We start from the raw sequence: 18,897 nt of genomic DNA on the forward strand, positions 1-18,897 counted from the left end.
GTGAAACAGATACTACTTTCGGCAGTACTCCTGCTATTGGTTCAGTTAAGCTGGGCCCAGGACCGCATTTTACTGCGTCAGCCCAGTCTTAGTCCAGATGGGCAAGAATTACTCTTCTCTTATCAGGGAGACATTTGGCGAATGAAACTGCCAGAGGGTCAGCCTAGGCGATTAACCGTTCATCAGGCCTATGACAGCAAGGCGATTTGGTCGGCAGACGGGCAGCAGATCGCCTTTCAATCAGACAGAGACGGCAACAACAACATTTATGTCATGCCAGCTCAGGGAGGGCGTCCCAAGCAGCTGAGCTATTACTCAGGCAACGACCAACTTCTGGGATGGAAAGACGAGCAAACACTTTTATTTGCTAGTCGTCGGACCTACATCAAGATAGAGCGCAGCTATGGAATTTATGAAATTCCAGTAAGTGGGGGGCAGCCTCAGCGCATCTTAAACAGTGATGCGGTAGACGCACAAATGTCGCCTAATAAAGAGCAGTTATTATTAGTTCGGGGAGGCTGTAGAACCGCTAGAGAGGACTATCGTGGACCAGCGAACAGAGACCTTTGGACCTACAATATCAAAGCCGATAAATTTGAGCAAATTACGGACTTTAAAGGCAATGATTTTAATGGGCAATGGATAGACAATCAGCGAATCTGTTACCTATCAGCTCAATCTGGTCGCTATAACATTTACCTCAAGGACTTGGTTAAGGGGGAAGAAAAAGCCCTAACCCAAGAAAAGAAAATGGGCATATTAAACTTTGCGCTTAGTCAGGATGGCCAATATATCGTCTACCAGCAAGCCGACCGTATCTTTTGGGGCGAGACAGAAGGTAAAAAGCAAGAAATCAAGGTAGACATAGCCAGTGATTATCGTTTTGACCCCTTTATAGAAAAAAGCTATAGTCATCTAGAGCACTACAGCCTCTCTCCTACGGCCAAGCGTATTGCCTACGAAGTACATGGCGATATTTTTATTGGCGCACAGCACAAACAGCTAAAAGAGGGACGTATTCTAGCGCAGGGACCTAGTCGACAGAGAGCTCCCTTATTTCTCAATGAACAAACCCTACTTTACCGTAGTGATGAGGGGGGAAGATATGCCCTTTATAAGGTATCTTCTAAAGACAGTACAGAAACCGACCTCTACCGCAGTCTTAAGCTCAAGAACAGTCTCATTCAAGCATTTCCCTTAGATCTCAGTCAGTACTGGCTTTCTCCAGATCGGAAACAGCTGGCCTATTTGCTTGGGCGGGGACAGCTCTGGGTAGCTCAAATAGACAGTCTAGGTCAGTTATCGAACAATAAAAAGCTACTAGATGGCTGGGCCAGTCCTAGGGGGCTAAGTTGGTCTCCAGACAGCTACTGGTTAGCCTACTCTTTGGAGGACCTCAATTTTAATGAAGAAATCTTCATTCATGCAGCCAATGATTCTATTCCGCCGGTTAATCTGAGCATGCACCCCCGCAACGACCGCAATCCAGTCTGGAGCCCAGACGGTAGCAAGTTAGCCTTTAGCTCGGATCGAAACAATGGGGATAGTGATATTTGGTTTGTATGGCTAAAAAAAGAAGACTATCTCCGCCAGACCACCGAATGGAAAGCTCTTGAAATCTGGGCCGAAGAAAAAGAGCCTAGTAAAAAGGATAAAAAAGAAGCGATTAAGGTTAAGATTGACTTTGATCAGATTTATACTCGTAGCCAGCAAGTAACGGCTATGCCTGGCCGAGAGTCGGGCATTTGCTGGAGCCCTGACAGCAAAACTATTTTTTACCTGAGCAGTTCGAACAGCAGCAGAAACTTTGAGAAAGACCGCGCTCTTTATTCGGTACGTTGGGATGGAAAAGAAAATAAAGCCCTTATTTCGGCTAGCCAAACTCCCTATAATTTACAGCTTTCTGAAGATGGGAAACTACTGTTTAGCCAAATCAATAGAGGGCAGCTTGCCTATATTCAGCTCTCCAACAAAAAGCTCAATAACTTAAGCTTTCGCTCTAATCTAAAAATTGATTATGCTGGGGAGTTGGCTCAAATCTTTGAAGAGGGTTGGCGAGCCTTAGAGGCTGGATTTTACGACCCTCAGTTTCATGGGTACAACTGGAAGCAACTAAAAAAAACCTATCGTCCACTTTGCCTAAAGGCCTCTACCAAAGAAGACTTTCAATGGATGTACAACTTGATGCTCGGACAACTGGATGCTAGTCATATGGGACTATACGGTGGAGACAACCCCAAGCAGCTAGCCCGAAAAAAGAGTGGCTTATTGGGGGTAGAGCTTTGGCAAGATGGAAAAGCAGGGGCCAAAATTCGTTCGGTGCTTGAAGAAAGTCCAGCTAGCCGAGCAGAAAGCCAAATCTTAGTTAATGAGCGTATCATGGCCGTTAATGGAGAAAAAATTGGTCCTCAAGACAATCTCTATGCTTTTCTAGAAGGAACGGCCAATAAACCAACCTTATTAGCCGTAGAAAATGAAGCTGGAGACCTTCGCGAACTTGTTATTTGGCCAAGCCCTTCGCTTAATAAGCAACGCTATGAAGCTTGGGTTAAAGAGCGTAAAACCCTCACCGAAAAATACTCCCAAGGAGAGCTGGGCTATATTCATATTAAAGCAATGGGTTGGAGCAGCTTTGAACGCTTTGAGCAAGAACTAATGGCCGCTGGAGATGGGAAAAAGGGAATTGTCATTGATGTTCGATATAATGGTGGCGGTTGGACAACCGACTACCTTATGGCGGTACTCTCTGTTCGCCAACATGCTTATACCGTCCCAAGAGGAGCAGCCAAAAACCTCAAAAAAGAACATAAAGCCTTTAGTAACTACTATCCCTATAGTGAGCGCTTGCCTCTAGCCGCTTGGACCAAAGGCAGTATTGCCCTTTGCAATGAAAGCAGCTACTCTAATGCCGAGATTTTTTCTCATGCCTACAAAAACCTAGGTTTGGGAACCCTAGTTGGTCAACCTACTTTTGGCGCTGTTATTTCTACAGGAGGCTATGGCCTACAAGATGGTTCTTATGTCCGTATGCCTTTTAGAGCTTGGTACAGCAAAGCTAAGGGAGAAAATATGGAACGCATTCCTGCTATGCCAGATATTTTAGTTCGACTTGCCCCAGATTATCAAGCTAAAAAAGAAGACCAACAACTACAAAAAGCTGTGGAAGAACTCTTAAAAGAGCTCGATGCAGATAAAAAATAAGGATTTCAATATATTCAACAACAAAGTCATCTCTTCCAGAGATGACTTTGTTGTTTTTGGCCCCAAAACTTAACTACCTTTCAAGTCTGAAGCTTGCTTTTTAACTGCGGCCGCATGTACCCAGCCCAAATAGCCTAATTCTGTTTTTACTCGATAAAAAGGAGCATAATATTTTTTTCCTCTCAACTGAACTGTCACACTATCGCTAGAAATATCGCCCATAAAATAGAGCTCACTACCTTCCGGCAAATGGCGCAACACCTTGGCCTCTAGCTGCTCATGTTCTCGGAGTCGGAGATTTTGGACCTCTACGCGGAGCAGATCACCCCGCTTCAACCCATTGTTTATCTTTTGCTTATTCTCTACAACAGACAAAGAAGCATTTTCTTCTAGGGGGCTAATTAAGGCTGTTTTTTCTGTATCTTGCTGGCAAGAGAAACAGCTAAAGAGTGCAAACAGCAGGATATAAATTAAAGCATTTGGCATATATTCAGTCTTAATTCAAATCACATAATCGGCTTAAATATAGAAAAAGCGCTTTATTTCTTAAAAGTTTTAAGCACTTCTTTGGGGGGTATCCCTTTTTTGTACATCCATAAACAAAGGCGCAAGCTAGCGCCCCTTATCCTTTTGAACTGGCACCGAAAAGGGCCAAAAGAAACAGATTTATGCCAAAAACCATTCGTTTTAGCCTAGCTGATCAGGCTAAATTTTTTCCTACCCTACGCAAAAGGGTCAATCAGCACTTTCGTAGCCAAGATATTGACCGTAATGCCGACAGCCGTATGTACCTCAAAACGGCTGTAATGCTAGGGCTCTATTTTATTCCTTTTGTGGTTATTCTGCTCAATGTTTTGCCCCTTTGGGCCGTCATGATCGCCTATATCGTTATGGGTATTGGCCTTGTTGGCATTGGAATGAATATTATGCATGATGCCAATCATGGCGCCTACTCCAAAAACCCTACAGTCAATGCTATTTTTGGCTACACCATCAATTTAGTTGGTGGAAATGCCTTTACCTGGAAGGTGCAGCACAATATGATGCACCACACCTATACCAATATCTACGGCTTCGATGAAGATATTGAAGATAAACCCTTTTTGCGCCTTTCCCCCAATGGAAAGCTCAAGGGCTACCACCGTTTTCAGCACCTTTATGCGCCTATTCTCTATGGTTTAGCTACCGTTTCTTGGATTTTATGGAAGGATTTTGTGGCCCTAAAGGGCTACAGCCAAGATGGAAAAACAGCGGCTATGGGCAGTACGCACGGCAAAGAGTTCTGGATCCTACTCAGCACTAAAATTGGCTATTGGGCCATCTTTTTTGCCCTTCCAATTGTCCTCACTAGCTATGCTTGGGGCTATTTGCTACTCGGCTTTTTCATGATGCACATGACGGCAAGTATGATTATGACTTTGGTCTTTCAAGTAGCTCATGTTGTAGAGCTTACCGACCATTTTCAGCCCGATGAGCAAAATGAGGTAGAAAATGTTTGGGCCATGCACCAGCTGGCGACCACCTCTAATTTTGCCCGCCAAAATAAAGCGCTTTCTTGGTTCTTGGGCGGACTAAATTTCCAGGTAGAACACCACCTTTTTCCCAATATTTGCCATGTGCACTACCCTGAGGTCGCCAAAATTGTCAAGGCAACCGCTGAGGAGTTTGGCGTACCCTATTATGAGTTCAAAACCTTTGGTGGCGCAATCAGCTCTCATTTTAAGAGCCTAAAAGCCTTGGGCAACAATGAGCTACAAGCGGTAGAATTGCCAAAAAACACTGAAGCCGCTGTCATCAAGTAAAAGCTATCGCCTACAACAATACCAAAGGCCTTCTCGCTAAGCAGAGAAGGCCTTTTTTGGTCCTCTAAAAGCTTTTAGTTATATTCTGAACTCAAAAAACAATACCATTTATGCAAAAGAAAATGGGGCATACGCCCAAATTGATTTTAAAGCTAGAAGGACAGTATTGGCAACTCGCTCAAAACAAAACCGAAACCGCTCAGGAGTTTCAGGCCCTAGCCCCTCCCCTACAACGGATGATGTTGGGCGCATTTTCGGCCCTCCTGCTCAAAATTGATCGGGCGGGTATCTATTTCTTTGCTGCCGAAAAAGAAGGACCTTCAGCTAGCTACCACTGCCTAGAAGAGCAAGATGAGCTCCTCCGATTGAAGATCCAACCCCTAGACGAAAAACAAAAAGCCAGAGAAATTGAACTCTCTTGCACAAATGACTATTTGAAGATCGTTGGTTTATTGCCTGCCCAAGCGGCCCTTTTCTATGAAAAAGCCGACTGGAAAAGCTACAGCCAAGAGGAACAAGCCGCCTATGAGGCCCAAATGCAAAAAATTGTCAATCAATTTGGCCAAGATATGCGACAACAAATCCAACAACAACATCAAACTAGAGAAAAACTTTAAGCGCCTATTCAATTGTTTTTAAATTAAAAGCTGCTTTTACAAACTTCTTTTAATTTTGTGCTCGCTTAATCCATCTTTTTTATGCAAGCCTCTGGAATCATTACCCTAACGACCGACTTTGGTGTCCGCGATCATTATGCGGCCCTACTCAAAGGACATATTTTGTCGGAGGGGCAGGCTGTGCAATTTATCGATATCTCGCATCAAGTACAGGCCTACAATATTGGCCAAGCGGCTTATTTGTTGGGCACTAGCTTTTGGGCCTTTCCCAAAGGGAGCATTCATATTGTGAGTGTGCACAATTTCTATCAAGAGCATCCCCGTTTTTTGGTCATTGCCCATAAGGGCCACTATTTTATTGGGCCCGATAATGGCGTTTTCTCTCTTTTGTTTAAAGAAAAACCCCAAGAAATTTATCAGCTCATTAGTGAGGAGCCCCCTTCTTTGCTCAGCATGCAGCGCCTATTTGCCAAGGCCTCGGCCCATTTGTTGGCCCAACAACCCCTAGAGGAAATTGGCCGAAAAAGCGATGAGCTGCTCGAGCGCATTAGCCTCAATGCTGTGGTAAGCAAGGATTATATCCGCGCCGCGGTCCTCTACATCGATGTCTATGAAAATGTGGTCCTCAATGTAGACCGAGAACTCTTTGAGGAAATTGCCCAGGGTCGCTCTTTCGAGCTTTATTTCAAACGCTTCGACCCCATTAGCGACCTCAGTTTGCATTATGCCGAACAGGCCGTGGGCGAGGTCCTTTGTCTGTTCAATTCTTCGGGCTTGCTAGAAATTGCGGTCAATGCAGGCAAGGCCGCCTCGCTATTTGGCCTAAAAGTAGACGATAGCGTCCAGCTCGAGTTTCTCAATGATTAGTAGAAGAGTCCATTTTTTTGTGCTCTTCTCTTTTTTTGGGGCCCGCGGCCAGCAAAGCTGGCCGCCGCTATGCTCCGCGGCTCGCTGTTCGCTCGGCCCTGCGCGGGCTGCGCCCGCTGGGTCTGGCCTGCGGCCACCGCTGCGCAGCGCTGGGCCGCTCCTCTTTCTTTTTCACTTTTTGGCCCTCTTCTTCGGCCTCCAAAAGGATCAAAACCTAGGGTTTTGATCCTTTTTTTATGCCCAATTGTTAATAATAAGTTAAGTTGCTGACTTAATGAACTTATCACTCCATAGCAATGAGCTAGCTTTTTGTTAGCTCGACCTAGTTCTGCTCTAGCTCAACCTAGCTTTTTACTAGCTCGACCTAGCTCTGCTCTAGCTCAACCTAGCTTTTTACTAGCTCGACCTAATTCTGCTTTAGCTCGACCTAGCTTTTTGTTAGCTCGACCTAGTTCTGCTTTAGCTTCCTAGAGTTGGACCAATCATCGCCTAGGGACAAGCCCTTAGGCGCAGGAAAGGGCAGACACAAAATTTTAAATAGTCTCCTTGCCCTGAGGTTCAACTCAAGCCATTGGCTGAGGGATGGATAAGGGTGGCCCGTAGGGCCAGACCGAGCAAAAATGCGCAGCATTTTTTGCGAAGGGCCGAGCAAACCTGCGAGCCCTGACACAGCCCGACCCGAGCGAAGCGAGTGGGCAGCCCCAAAAAAAGATAAAAAAAATCCTGTCCAACCGAAGTTAGACAGGAGAAAATCTATTTTTTGCCTAAGTTTTCTTGAAGCAGCGGAAGAATTTCACTCAAATCATTTCGGCAAGACCAAATATGATCGCAAAAATCTAGCTGTGGGTAAGAAGGTCCATGAGCATAGTAGGAGTAACTATCCTTGACAATCAGGCTATTAAATTGGGTACCTTGGGCCTGCATGGCCTTAACCTCAGCCAAATCGTGGGCATTTAATCCTGCAAAATCGCCATCGCTAATGAGGAGAACATCGGCTTTTTGAAAATTGTCTTTTTCTAGCTGTTTGATGGCAGCTTTGAGCGCTGGGGCCACATCCGTTCCTCCATGAAAACTCTTTTGTAGAAAAGAAACTAGCCTTGGTAAATCTCGAGCAAACTGGCTAATTTCCAGGCATTCAATTTGGACAGAGAAAGAAATCAGATAGACGGGACGTTGGTCTTGCAGACCAATTTTGCTCATGGCAAAAGCAAGTAATTTGGCAATTTCCTCCGGGGTTCCCCGCATAGATCCGCTAGTATCTACTGCCAAAATAAAAGGACCTTTTGGGCTTTCTTTGGGAAGCAGCAAACGTTCTTCGTAGAAATGAGTTTCGGTACAATAGTCTTCAGCTTGATACTGAAAACTAGTCAGTTGTTTTTCTGCAAACTTTTGGTAAAAAAGGTTTTCAGTTTCGGCGGTGCTCAAAAGGGCCAATTCAGAAGAAAGTAGACTATGCAGCTCATTACTTTGCTGAACACCAACAACTTCCGTCCGACCATCTTGAAGAACTAAGGTACCTCTTTGTTCTTCTTTTTGGATAGTCACCTCCTCAAATTCCTTTTCTTCTTCTCGCTGTCGGCCCAATAAATTGACCACTTCTTGGAGCTGTTTATTCTGCTCAATCAGTCGGTTATAGCGTTCCAATAAATGAAAACCTCGGTCTAGAAAAAAGCCTTTTCCATAGCCCCAAAGTTGGTGCAAAGGCAGCTCCAAGCCAATAGCATTAAGTTGTTCTTGGGCCTCCTTTAAGCTCAAAAGCATTTGCTTCAGCTCCTTCTTGCAGCGATTGACTTCCTCTTGGGCAAATCTGTTTTCTTCTGCTCTTTTTTTCTTCATCAAAAAGCTTTCGAGCAGATCGCAGAAGCGCTGTTGTAGTTGGGCAATTTTATGTTTGGCAATTTGGATATCGTCTTGCATCTGCTGATGCTTGAGGGGAGCTTTCTTATCGCTTAATTTCTCTTTTAAGTCTGCGAGAAGCGATTGAAGTTGTTTTTTTTCCGCTTGTTCTTTTGGTCGATTATCCTGAATCCATTTGCCTGTTTTCAGGTCCAATTTGCCCAGTATTTTAAGGCCTGTTTTAGGTTTTTCTAAGTCCTGCAGTGCAGAATCGGCTCTAGCTATCCGCTTTTAGAGGTCCTTAATTTCTTCTTGTTGAGCAAGTTCTGCTTGCTTCATTTTTTTATGGCTGCTTGTAATTTTTCTTTTTTGCTGCTTGATTTTTTGTTTGTAGATGCGGCAAAGATATTCTTGATCGCCAAAGAATGAGCACAGTTTTACTCTAAGTTGATGATGTTTTTCGGATAAAAAAAGGTAGAAATCTTGATCTGCCATCAGTCTTAGTTGCTTAATAAAGGCAGTTTCGACAGTAAAATCGAGCTGGCTAATCCGTTGATGAAGCGCTAGGAGATGCTTTAGGAGTCTGATGGTTAGCAAGAGCTTCATTTCGGGCTCTTTTTCAATCAGTTTTTGTATTTCCTTGTCCAGAAAAAGGCTATTCATCAGCGTCAAATAGCAAGTATCAATAATAGAATACTGAGGATCTACATATTTCCACTGATCTACTGCGGCTAATATTTCTTCTTTGATTAGAGGCTCAAAAGACTCATTGTTGGCGGTAAAATCCTGAATCGCCTCTCTGGCGGCATTTAATTAGTCCATTTTATTTGTGTTGGCTAAGGCAGCAAAGTTTTTTGGGGCTTTACTGCCTTAGAGATGAAGGGAATAGTTTAGTTGCTTAGTTTTTGAATATCCTCTCGGCAGCTCAATTCTAGTTCATAGTATTTTTGATGTTGCTGCTTAGCGCCATTTTCGGCCAGCCGAATATTTTCTGCATTAGTGAAAAGATGGCTTTCCCACTGCTTGGCATCACAAACTTCTTGTTTGGCTTCTACCTCTTTTTTGATCTTTTTTTCAAGGGACTTATACTCTTTGAGCAAGGGAGCTTTGTTGGGCAAAACAAGAACCTCTTCTAGAGCGATGTCTTGTGAAGATGAATTACCCCAATGATCAACAGAAGTAGATTTAACTCTTAGTTCTCCAGTTTGTTTTTTATAGACCATAACGGGATATCGCGATTTTGCAGCATGAGCATTAACCAAAGAGATCTCCTTAAAACGCTGATCATAAAGTTTGTCAAAATCGCTTTTGGAAATAAGGTTATACTGCTTTTCAATGCCGAAATCTGAATGACTTAAGCCTAGAAGCTTATAATATTCTCTTCCTTTTATCTTATACATTTTTGGCGCATAGTTTTTTGCTCCAAACAGCTTATCAAGCTTTTTATGCAAGCGAGTATGTTCGGCCTTAAGCTTTTTAAAGTCAGCAGTTTGCAGCTCTCCATATTTTTTAATCATGACTTGCAGCTGCTTGGCCAAATCATCAATTTGCTCGACTTGGTCCCAAAGACAATGCTGAATCAAAAAGCAATCTAGGCTGTTTGTTTTGCTGCGGCCATGCATAAAGGCAGAAGCTTTAAGTAGGCCTGTAATTTTTTTCCATTTACGGTCAGAGACATAAATAGGAGCCTTCTTTTTGCTGCTCTGGGCAAGGCTCTTTTTTAATCGGCAGATAATTTCTATAGACTCTTCAGATAGCTCGACCGCTTTGATCTTTTTTTGCCAATCTTCAAATTCATCTAGGTCAATTTTATCTTCTTCGTTCAATTTCAAATCATTAGATGCACCTTCTCCTTTCAAAAATTGCATAAAGTCATCTTCCGACTCAATATTATTGACATGAAAGCGCACAATAAAGCGATCCCAAAGCGCTTCTAAGCCCAAGCCTTGACGAGGCAATTCATTTGAGGCGGCAATCAAGCCTTTGAGCTTAATTTTTTCCTCCTGCTCTCCATTCCGATACAGTTTTTCATTCATTACGGTAAGTAGGGCGTTCTGAATGGCTGGACCAGATTTCCAGATTTCATCCAAGAAAACAATTTCGGCCCCAGGTAAGTAGTTGGCTGTTTTGCGCTCGTATTTGTCTTCATTCTTCAGTTTGCTGATAGAAACTGGTCCAAAAATTTCTTCGGGCGTGCTAAATTTAGACATGAGGTACTCAAAGGATTTCCCCCCCTTAAAAATTTGAGCTAGGCGTCTTGCAATTAGGCTTTTTGCTACACCCGGAGGGCCCAATAAAAAAATGTTTTCTTCGGCCAAAATGGCCAAAATAGCCAATTTAATGAGCTCTTCTCTTTCATAAAGGCTTTGGCTTAATGCCTTGCAAATCTTATTGATCTTCTGTTTCATTGAATCAAGTTTTATGGTTAATTACTGTTTTTAAAAAGCAGGCGGTATAGCAAAACCGCCTGCAGATCTTAGCTTAGAATTTGCTTAGCTGCTCTTCTTTTTTTGGTTCGTATTGAGCTGCTTCCCACGGTTTCCCTGGTTTTTTGAATAGGTTTTGTTGGTGCCCTTTGTCCCCTTATTGGCATTCTTGATGTCGGCCTGATGGTTTGATTTTTTCTGTTTAGACATAAAAAAGTTTTAAATGATAAATGATTAAATATGGACATAGGATGCCCTGACCGCTTAATGCAGTTTTTTAATTTTGATTAAATTTTAATAGGATATTTAACTGATTAGCTGCCTTTTAAGGCGGCTTTTATAAAGTTATAAGCTATTGGCTTTCGTTATTTTGCTTAGCCTTGCTTTTTTGTCTAAGACAAAGATAGAGCAAGCCACAAGAGAAAAAAAATGGCCATTTTGCAATCGGTCCAAAAGCGGGGCTAATCGGTCCAAATTGGCCCTTTTTTAAGCTCAGTTTTGCGAAAAAAACTGCAAAGCCTTTGTTTATCGGACTTTCAGCCATTTTGAAAAAAAATGCAACTTGGGGCTAATCCGCCAAAGCTGCATGAAAAAAGCGCTATCTCCAATCCGGAAATAGCGCTTTTAGCTTGTTCAAAACCCTTGATATTAGTTGATTTCTGCCCTTTTGATCGTTTGAGCATCTTTTATCTGCCTAAAAATAGAGCGACTGATGTCTACCTGCTCTCCATTCACTAAACGAGCATGATAGGTTTTACTATTGTTATAAGGATTATTAAACTCATGAATAGATACAATGGCCCGCTTATTTACAATAATCGATTTGCCAGAGAGAAAGTCAGCCCCCAAATCACTCTTTAATTTATTCAACATGTTTTCAATCGGAATTTCTCGCTGCAGCCCCTCAAAAAGAAGCACCAAACGATCCGACTTCGCATATAAAATCTGCCGATGGTTAATGCAATAATAATCTTTGCTGTCTACTTCTTCCGGATTCATTTCCAGAAAAAAATAATTATTGTCTACTTCCGAAGCATTTCCCATGTTCAACATCGCCTGTTTTAGGGCCGCTGTATTGGGCAACTGCATGTTCCCCTCCTTGAGCAGATTCGGGTTTTCTTGCAGATAGAAAACACCCAAAATACTGAGTAAAGAAAGACTAATGATGCCCACTAACATGAAAATACCTTTAATAATTGTGTACATAAAAGCTTAGTTTTTAGGATGAAGGTTAATTATGGACAACAATTTAAGATAAAATAACAGAGCTTCCAATTTTGTGCTCTTCTCTTTTTTTTGGGGCCCGCGGCCAGCAAAGCTGGCCGCCGCTATGCTCCGCGGCTCGCTGTTCGCTCGGCCCTGCGCGGGCTGCGCCCGCTGGGTCTGGCCTGCGGCCACCGCTGCGCAGCGCTGGGCCGCTCCTCTTTCTTTTTCACTTTTTGGCCCTCTTCTCTGGCCTCCAAAAGGATCAAAACCCTAGGTTTTGATCCTTTTTTTATGCCCAATTATTAATAATAAGTTAAGTTGCTAACTTAATGAACTTATCACTCCATAGTAATGAGCTAGCTTTTTACTAGCTCTGCTTTAGCTTAACCTAGCTTTTTACTACAATTTTCTTGCTCTAGGTTTCCAGCTAGAGGGCCAGATACCCACGCTACAGGGCCGAAGGCCCTCTGGCTGAGGGATGGATAAGGGTGGCCCGTAGGGCCAGACCGAGCAAAAATGCGCAGCATTTTTTGCGAAGGGCCGAGCAAACCTGCGAGCCCTGACACAGCCCGACCCGAGCGAAGCGAGTGGGCAGCCCCAAAAAAACATAAAAAAATCCTGTCCAACCGAAGTTAGACAGGACTGCACTGTATTCACTACTTACTAAAATACTACTTATTCATCCAGCTGAGGGCTTGTTGCACAAAGTTGGTTAAGTCTGCCCCCTTGAGCATACCTTGCTGCAATTGGGCCAATTGATACAATTGCTTGGCCTTATCGGCATCTTTGCTTTCCAAAATGCTGCTGATTAGCGGGTGGTTGCTATTGACCACCAAGTTGAAAAACTCGGGCATATTGTTATTGCCGCCTTGGAGCATAGACATCTCCTGCATACGGCGCATAAACTCTGGGCGAGTAATCATCAGCGGGAAGCTATCGGGAGAAAGGGCCTCGAGTTGGATATTCACTTGGCTATTGCTCACGGCCGTGCGGAAAATCTCTTCGACCTCCTTGCTTTGCTCCTCATTGAGGACCGACTCCTGCTCTTCGTCTTTTTGGATCAATTTGTCGATGCTATCGCTATCTACACGCACAAAGCGGGTATTTTCTAGCTCTTGCTCCAACTTTTGGATAAAGTGCGTGTCAATAACGCTATCAAATTGGAGGACATCGTAGCCGGCTTGTTTAGCCGTTTGGATGTAAGCATCTTGGGCCTCTACTTGGTTGGCATAAAGGTAAATGAGCTGGCCGTTTTTGTCGGTTTGTTGCTCCTTAATCTGCTCCTTATACTCCTCTAGAGTGGCCAACTTGCCTTCGGTATTTTGCAAGAGCATAAACTTGCTGGCCTTTTTGGCAAACTTATCTTCAGAGATATAGCCATACTTGATGAAGATGTTCATATTCTCCCATTTTTCCTCAAAGGTTTGGCGTTCTTTGCGGAAAATCTCGTGGAGTTTATCGGCCACCTTCTTCGTGATATAGTCCGTAATTTTCTTTACGTTACGGTCACTTTGTAGGTAAGAGCGAGAAACGTTTAGGGGAATATCGGGCGAGTCGATCACCCCATGCAAGAGCGTGAGAAACTCGGGAACAATCTCTTTTACCTCATCGGTCACATAGACCTGATTGGCATAGAGTTGAATTTTATTGCGCTGTACCTCCATTTGGTTGCCCAATTTGGGGAAGTACAAAATACCGGTTAGATCAAAGGGATAATCGATATTGAGGTGAACCCAGAACAGAGGGGGCTCGCTAGTGGGGTAAAGCTCGTTGTAAAAGGCTTTATAATCCTCTTCGCTAAGCTCATTGGGTTGTTTTTTCCAGGCTGGACGAGGATTGTTGATGATATTGGGAACCGTCTTCGTTTCATAAGTAGGTTCATCCTCTTCATTTTCCTTGGGCAGTTCGATTTGCTCTTCACGACTTCCGAATTGGATTTCGATGGGCAAGAACTTACAATATTTATCGAGTAGGCCTTGGATGCGGGCATCTTGGGCAAACTCATCATCCTCATCATTGAGGTAAAGGATGACTTCGGTACCGCGATCTGTTTTTTCGATATCCTCTAGGGTATATTCGGGATCGCCTTCACAGCTCCATTGCACAGCTTTGGCCCCTTCTTTATAAGAGAGCGTACGCACTTCTACCTTTTTGGCCACCATAAAAGCCGAGTAAAAGCCCAGACCAAAATGGCCGATAATACTGGCTTCGTCTTGGTATTGCTCCAAAAACTCTTTGGCAGAAGAAAAAGCGACCTGATTGAGGTACTTCATCACTTCTTCTTCGGTCATACCGATCCCTTGGTCCTTAATGGTTAGGGTTTTGGCCTCTGGGTTGGCGATAATTTGGATACGGGGGTTATCTACCTTGCCGGGGACTTCGCCACGGTTGGCCAAGGTAAGTAACTTAGAGCTGGCATCTACAGCATTGGCGACAAGCTCGCGCAAAAAGATTTCATGATCAGAGTAGAGAAATTTCTTAATAATCGGGAAGATATTCTCGGTTTGTACCGAAATGTTACCTTTCTGCATGTTGTGTTATTTTTTAGTCGATCTAATACAAGTTTATTGATCCAGTATGGATCTCAGCAGCCCTTTTTTCAAAGCTTGTTCCAAGGCCGTATTTACTGACAGTTTGTCAGTTTTTGTCTTTTTCTGTCAGGGGGTACTGGGCCAAAAGGGCCAAAATTTTGGGATCGCCTTGGAGCTCGGCATGTTGGCGGATGCTCATACCGCGTTGGTCCTTATGTTCTGGATTGGCTCCGGCATCGAGCAGGGCCTTGGCGAGTTCTTCATGGCCAAAGGTAACGGCAAAGGTAAGGGCCGTAGCTCCATTATAATTTTCTTGATCGACTGTTGCGCCGGCCTCAATCAATTGTTGTAGGGCTTGGGCGTAGCCTTTGAAGCAAACGCCCATTAGGGCGGTATTGCCAGAGGCATCTTGATGGTCCAAATTGGCCCCTGCTTTAATGAGATGGGCCAAAATGTCAGCCTGCTCATAATAAGCGGCTAAAATAAGCAGATTATGTCCCCTTGCATTTTGGGCCTCCAACAAAGTCGGATCCTCTTTAAGCAAAGTTTGGAGTTTGGCCAATTCGCCTTGGCGGACCGCATCAAAGGCGGCTTCTTTTTGGGCCGAAAGAAATTGGGTGCTCAACAAAAACAAGAAGAGATATAGATACTTTTTCATGGCTAATGGTCTTTTTTTTAAAAAAGCAGCCCCAAAAGGGGCTGCTGGCGGTAGAATAGAATTACTTCATGAAATCCTTTTGGCTAAAGCCTAGGGCTTTGGCTAGGCGCATGCCGTACTCTGCATCGGCCTTATAGAAATAGCCGATCATAGTTTTTTGGATATTTTTGTCTTTCACTTGGCCAAGATCGCCGGCTAGGTTGCTAATCAAGTTCTTTTGGTCCTTTTTAGAGAGGCTGCGGTAGAACTCGCCAGCTTGGGCAAAATCATTGGTTTTAGAGATTTTTTTTTGTCCAATTTTAGCCTGCTTAATCATTTGTTGATTGGCTCGGTACTGATTATCATCAGTGAGTTGGGCGCGGCTACTGGGTTGGTAATTCACATCTGCATTTTCAAAGTTTTGGTTACGGCTGCTGGCGTAGCTATCTGAATTATAGTTATCGACCTGCATTTTGGGGCGGTTCACTTCTGACTGCAGATAGTTGGGGCCTAAGCGGTGGCGGTGCGTATCGAAATAAGAGAACAGGCGGCCTTGCAAAAGCTTATCTTCAGAGGGTTCTACGCCGGGGATGAGGCTGCCGGGAGAAAAGGCAATAGACTCTACCTGTTGAAAATAATTGCGTGGATTTTTATTCAAATACATGGTCCCGATTTTAATCATCTCAATTTTATCCTCGGGCCAGTGTTTAGTGGCATCTAGGGGCCAAAAATCAAAGCTATGGATATCTTCTGCTTTGATAATCTGCACATAGAGGTCCCAAGCTGGGTAGCGGCCTTCCTTGATGTCGGTAAACAAAGAAACCGTAGCATGTTGCCAGTCCTTGGCTTGTTGTTCGGCGGCTTCTTTTATCGTTAGGTTCTTTTCGCCTTGTTTAGAGACCCAAGTATACTTCACATAGACCATTTCGCCCTTTTTGTTGATCCATTTGAAGCCATGCACACTACTTCCATTCATATACTGATAGCCCTTGGGGATACCATAATCAGAATAGAGGCGAGTGAGCATATGAGTAGACTCTGGAATATGCGAGAAGAAGTCGAAAAAGCGGTTGGGGTCTTGTTTATTGGTCACTGGAGAAGGCTTTAGGGAGTGGACCATATCGGGAAACTTGATGGCATCTCGGATAAAGAAGACGGGGAGATTATTGCCCACAATATCATAATTGCCCATTTCGGTATAGAACTTCACGGCAAAACCGCGGGGATCACGGGCCGTTTCGGGAGAACCTTTACCGTGAATTACAGTAGAAAAACGAACGGCTACCTCTGTTTTTTGTCCTGCTTTTTGAAAAGGGGCCGCCATGGTATATTCCGACATATCCTTACTGGCCTCAAAATAGCCAAAGGCGCCAGCGCCACGGGCGTGGACCACTCTTTCGGGGATGCGTTCACGGTCAAAAGCGGCCAGTTTTTCAATCAGGTAAATATCTTCTAAAAGCACGGGGCCATACTCCCCTACTGTTTTAGAATTTTGGTTGTCGCCAACAGGGGCGCCAGTGTTGGAGCGCAATACTTCTTGAGCTTGCAGGCCAAAGCCAAGCAGCAAGAAAAGCGCAATACATAGTGGTTTACTCATCTTAAAATAGATTTTGATTAAAAACTAGGGCTAAAGTAAAAGATGAGTAGTATTGTTACAATTGATATTATTCAGCCCAATATCTATACAATCAATATTAGGGTTTAGGGGGCTGCAGGCGATGCCCTTAAAAAATAGCTGGCCGAGCCAAAAAATCAGAGCAAAGAGGGCCAAAGCAGGGCGATTACATCTGGCTGAGGGATGGACAAGGGTGGCCGAAGGCCAGACCAAGGCGGCAAAGCCGCCGCAGGGCCGAGCAGACCTGCGAGCCCTGAAACAGCCCGACCCGAGCGAAGCGAGTGGGCAGCCCCAAAAAAAACTCCCCTCAATAAAGATTGAGAGGAGTTCAGAAATAGAAACCAGCTTAAAGGGTTGCTCTATTATTTAGGGCTTAGGGTTGCACCACCACTTTGTGGCTAATGCGTTCTTGAGCCGTTTCGATTTGCACGAAATAAACGCCGGGGGCAAGATCGTTGGTGTAGAGTGTTTCTACTTGTTTGCCGGGGGCGATTTGGATGCTTTGGCTAGGCAACATTTGCTGGCCGAGTTGGTTCGTCAACTTGATATTCACCTCCGTCAACTGGCTCACTTCGATTTCGATATTGAGCTCATCGTTATTTCCGATAGGATTGGGGAAAACGCGAGAAGACTGCAAAGGAAGAGCGGTTGTTTCGATGCCTGTGGCCCAGTTGGCCGTGCTAAAGTCTGCGGGAGCAGAAACGAAGTTGCTACAAACATCGTAGGCGGTCATTCCTTGAACAGACCAGCGGTACTGAGAGTTAGGTTGTAGGCTCACCCAATAGAACTCATCGCTAGTGATATAGCTAGCTACGGGTACGGCTGCGCCACCTACGATGCGTTCCAACTTAACGAGATAATAGCTATTAGAAGCGTCGCCGGTCCAGCGCAACTCTACTTGATTAGGGCTACCGACTAGGGCGCCAGCGTTGGGCCAGTCAATAGAAGGAGCTGCTGAGCTATAAAGCGGGCTAGGGGTATCGAAGAGGTGGTATCCTCTAGACACAAAATCGAGAAGGATAGCATCTTTTTGCTCATCAGAGAAGGCCGTGAGACAGTTATCATTGAAATAGCTCATGAAGTTTGTTTCATCGGGATCGATCATTACGCTATCGGGATCGTAGAAAATGGCCGTTTGGGGACAGTTTGCACGATCAGAAGAGTAATCGGGGCGGGTATCGCAGAAACCATCGGCAGCGATTTGGCAGTTTTCGCCAGCAGCGCCACGGACTACTTTTTCTACTTGCATACCGCCCACTTGGCCGGGAGCTTTACCGTTTAGTTCCTCATTGGCGTAGTTGGTTCCTTCCCAACCGAAGAAAGTATGCGGGAGGGTAAAGAAGTGGCCCAGCTCATGCGTAAGCGTGGGGTCGCCGGGGCCTACACCAGTTTTGAAAGAGAAAACTACATCCAAAAAGCTCGTATAATAAGCCAAGAACTGATCATTGGCTGTTACATTTCGGCCCACAAAGATATTGAGTACTCCGGGCACCTTATAGAGGGACATGAAGTAGATGGCCGTGGGGTTTCCCGAGCCATTACCGTGGTTATAGAGTAGGCTATTGGGAATGTAATTGATATTATAGATATAGAACTGGATATTTTGGCCACGGTAGTCATCATTCAAGCGACAAACTGAGCCCAAAACACGCTCTACATCTACATAACCAGAACCGTCATTTTCTCCACAGACATGAAACTGCAAAGGCACATAAGAGATGCTATCATTGGCTGCGCGGCTTGCCTTGAAGGCCGTAAACTCTTGCATGAGCTCGGCCCGATTGCGGCGGTGTTCCATCAAGCTATTTTTACGTTCTAGCTGTGTTTCCACTGTCGTTCCGCAACCAATATGGTTGTGGCCTGTTTGCTGAGCCTGTAGGCCCGAAAATACGCTACCCCCCAACAGGCAGAAGAGGAAAAGTAGGCGGAATAAAGATGTTTGCATAAATATAAGCACTTTAGGATTTTATTAAAGCAGGCCTGCAAAAGCCCAAAAGTTAGTTCGCTTTGGTAGCGTCTATTATAATAACGTAACAAAGTGTAGAGAGGTTTTTTCGATTTTTTTTAGCCTACTGCTAAGCTTTTGTAAAAAAGTAAGGGCGGGCTTTAGAATCATCGAAAAAACTGTATATTAGCTGCTGTTCTTGGGCCTAAATTAA

The 18,897-nt window shown here is 44.3% G+C and carries 14 protein-coding genes; 4 read left to right on the plus strand and 10 right to left on the minus strand.

The window, feature by feature from the left end; all coding sequences use genetic code 11:
- Nucleotides 1-3,201, plus strand: a complete 3,201-nt coding sequence (locus OP864_RS03505) for a S41 family peptidase (RefSeq protein WP_270099915.1) — start codon at nt 1-3, stop codon at nt 3,199-3,201.
- A 69-nt stretch (nt 3,202-3,270) separates the two neighbouring features.
- On the opposite strand, the gene OP864_RS03510 is transcribed toward OP864_RS03505, so the two are convergent.
- Nucleotides 3,271-3,687, minus strand: coding sequence for a hypothetical protein (locus OP864_RS03510; protein WP_270099916.1), 417 nt, complete (start codon nt 3,685-3,687; stop codon nt 3,271-3,273).
- Between the two features lie 182 nt (nt 3,688-3,869).
- Between OP864_RS03510 and OP864_RS03515 the strand changes: the two genes are divergently transcribed.
- The 3 genes from OP864_RS03515 to OP864_RS03525 all read left to right on the plus strand — a co-directional run bounded on the left by OP864_RS03515 (nt 3,870) and on the right by OP864_RS03525 (nt 6,487).
- The gene (locus OP864_RS03515; RefSeq protein WP_270099917.1) at nt 3,870-5,003 is read left to right on the plus strand and encodes a fatty acid desaturase family protein; all 1,134 of its coding nucleotides are present in this window, start codon (nt 3,870-3,872) and stop codon (nt 5,001-5,003) included.
- Between the two features lie 110 nt (nt 5,004-5,113).
- On the plus strand, nt 5,114-5,620 hold the full coding sequence (locus OP864_RS03520) for a hypothetical protein (protein ID WP_270099918.1): 507 nt from the start codon (nt 5,114-5,116) through the stop codon (nt 5,618-5,620).
- An 81-nt stretch (nt 5,621-5,701) separates the two neighbouring features.
- Entirely contained in the window at nt 5,702-6,487 is a 786-nt protein-coding gene (locus OP864_RS03525; protein WP_270099919.1) for an SAM hydrolase/SAM-dependent halogenase family protein, read from the plus strand.
- A gap of 753 nt (nt 6,488-7,240) precedes the next feature.
- On the opposite strand, the gene OP864_RS03530 is transcribed toward OP864_RS03525, so the two are convergent.
- From OP864_RS03530 to OP864_RS03570, 9 genes are all read right to left on the minus strand, one after another.
- Entirely contained in the window at nt 7,241-8,539 is a 1,299-nt protein-coding gene (locus OP864_RS03530) for a VWA domain-containing protein (protein WP_270099920.1), read from the minus strand.
- A gap of 75 nt (nt 8,540-8,614) precedes the next feature.
- Complete coding sequence (locus tag OP864_RS03535; RefSeq protein ID WP_270099921.1) at nt 8,615-8,929, minus strand: hypothetical protein; 315 nt, start codon at nt 8,927-8,929, stop codon at nt 8,615-8,617.
- Between the two features lie 284 nt (nt 8,930-9,213).
- Entirely contained in the window at nt 9,214-10,731 is a 1,518-nt protein-coding gene (locus OP864_RS03540; RefSeq protein WP_270099922.1) for an AAA family ATPase, read from the minus strand.
- Between the two features lie 84 nt (nt 10,732-10,815).
- The gene (locus tag OP864_RS03545; protein ID WP_270099923.1) at nt 10,816-10,959 is read right to left on the minus strand and encodes a hypothetical protein; all 144 of its coding nucleotides are present in this window, start codon (nt 10,957-10,959) and stop codon (nt 10,816-10,818) included.
- 438 nt (nt 10,960-11,397) lie between these two features.
- Nucleotides 11,398-11,955 carry a LytTR family transcriptional regulator DNA-binding domain-containing protein gene (locus OP864_RS03550; protein WP_270099924.1) on the minus strand — a complete coding sequence of 186 codons (558 nt, stop codon included), beginning with the start codon at nt 11,953-11,955 and terminating at the stop codon, nt 11,398-11,400.
- 671 nt (nt 11,956-12,626) lie between these two features.
- On the minus strand, nt 12,627-14,486 hold the full coding sequence (htpG, locus tag OP864_RS03555) for a molecular chaperone HtpG (protein ID WP_270099925.1): 1,860 nt from the start codon (nt 14,484-14,486) through the stop codon (nt 12,627-12,629).
- Nucleotides 14,487-14,592: 106 nt separating this feature from the next.
- Nucleotides 14,593-15,144 carry an ankyrin repeat domain-containing protein gene (locus tag OP864_RS03560; protein ID WP_270099926.1) on the minus strand — a complete coding sequence of 184 codons (552 nt, stop codon included), beginning with the start codon at nt 15,142-15,144 and terminating at the stop codon, nt 14,593-14,595.
- Between the two features lie 61 nt (nt 15,145-15,205).
- Nucleotides 15,206-16,720 carry a catalase gene (locus OP864_RS03565; protein WP_270099927.1) on the minus strand — a complete coding sequence of 505 codons (1,515 nt, stop codon included), beginning with the start codon at nt 16,718-16,720 and terminating at the stop codon, nt 15,206-15,208.
- Between the two features lie 391 nt (nt 16,721-17,111).
- Nucleotides 17,112-18,683 (minus strand): zinc-dependent metalloprotease, encoded by a 1,572-nt coding sequence (locus tag OP864_RS03570; protein WP_270099928.1) that lies wholly within the window; start codon nt 18,681-18,683, stop codon nt 17,112-17,114.
- Between the last annotated feature and the right edge of the window lie 214 nt (nt 18,684-18,897).

It is taken from the genome of Saprospira grandis, from assembly GCF_027594745.1.
In the GTDB taxonomy this organism is placed as follows: Bacteria; Bacteroidota; Bacteroidia; order Chitinophagales; family Saprospiraceae; genus Saprospira; species Saprospira grandis.

Bases quoted from the DNA above. Each gene is read 5' to 3' on its own strand.
- OP864_RS03515 (WP_270099917.1), top strand. From the start codon at position 3,870: ATGCCAAAAACCATTCGTTTTAGCCTAGCTGATCAGGCTAAATTTTTT.
- htpG (WP_270099925.1), bottom strand. From the start codon at position 14,486: ATGCAGAAAGGTAACATTTCGGTACAAACCGAGAATATCTTCCCGATT.
- OP864_RS03550 (WP_270099924.1), bottom strand. From the start codon at position 11,955: ATGTACACAATTATTAAAGGTATTTTCATGTTAGTGGGCATCATTAGT.
- OP864_RS03510 (WP_270099916.1), bottom strand. From the start codon at position 3,687: ATGCCAAATGCTTTAATTTATATCCTGCTGTTTGCACTCTTTAGCTGT.
- OP864_RS03525 (WP_270099919.1), top strand. From the start codon at position 5,702: ATGCAAGCCTCTGGAATCATTACCCTAACGACCGACTTTGGTGTCCGC.
- OP864_RS03545 (WP_270099923.1), bottom strand. From the start codon at position 10,959: ATGTCTAAACAGAAAAAATCAAACCATCAGGCCGACATCAAGAATGCC.
- OP864_RS03565 (WP_270099927.1), bottom strand. From the start codon at position 16,720: ATGAGTAAACCACTATGTATTGCGCTTTTCTTGCTGCTTGGCTTTGGC.
- OP864_RS03570 (WP_270099928.1), bottom strand. From the start codon at position 18,683: ATGCAAACATCTTTATTCCGCCTACTTTTCCTCTTCTGCCTGTTGGGG.
- OP864_RS03540 (WP_270099922.1), bottom strand. From the start codon at position 10,731: ATGAAACAGAAGATCAATAAGATTTGCAAGGCATTAAGCCAAAGCCTT.
- OP864_RS03520 (WP_270099918.1), top strand. From the start codon at position 5,114: ATGCAAAAGAAAATGGGGCATACGCCCAAATTGATTTTAAAGCTAGAA.
- OP864_RS03560 (WP_270099926.1), bottom strand. From the start codon at position 15,144: ATGAAAAAGTATCTATATCTCTTCTTGTTTTTGTTGAGCACCCAATTT.
- OP864_RS03535 (WP_270099921.1), bottom strand. From the start codon at position 8,929: ATGAAGCTCTTGCTAACCATCAGACTCCTAAAGCATCTCCTAGCGCTT.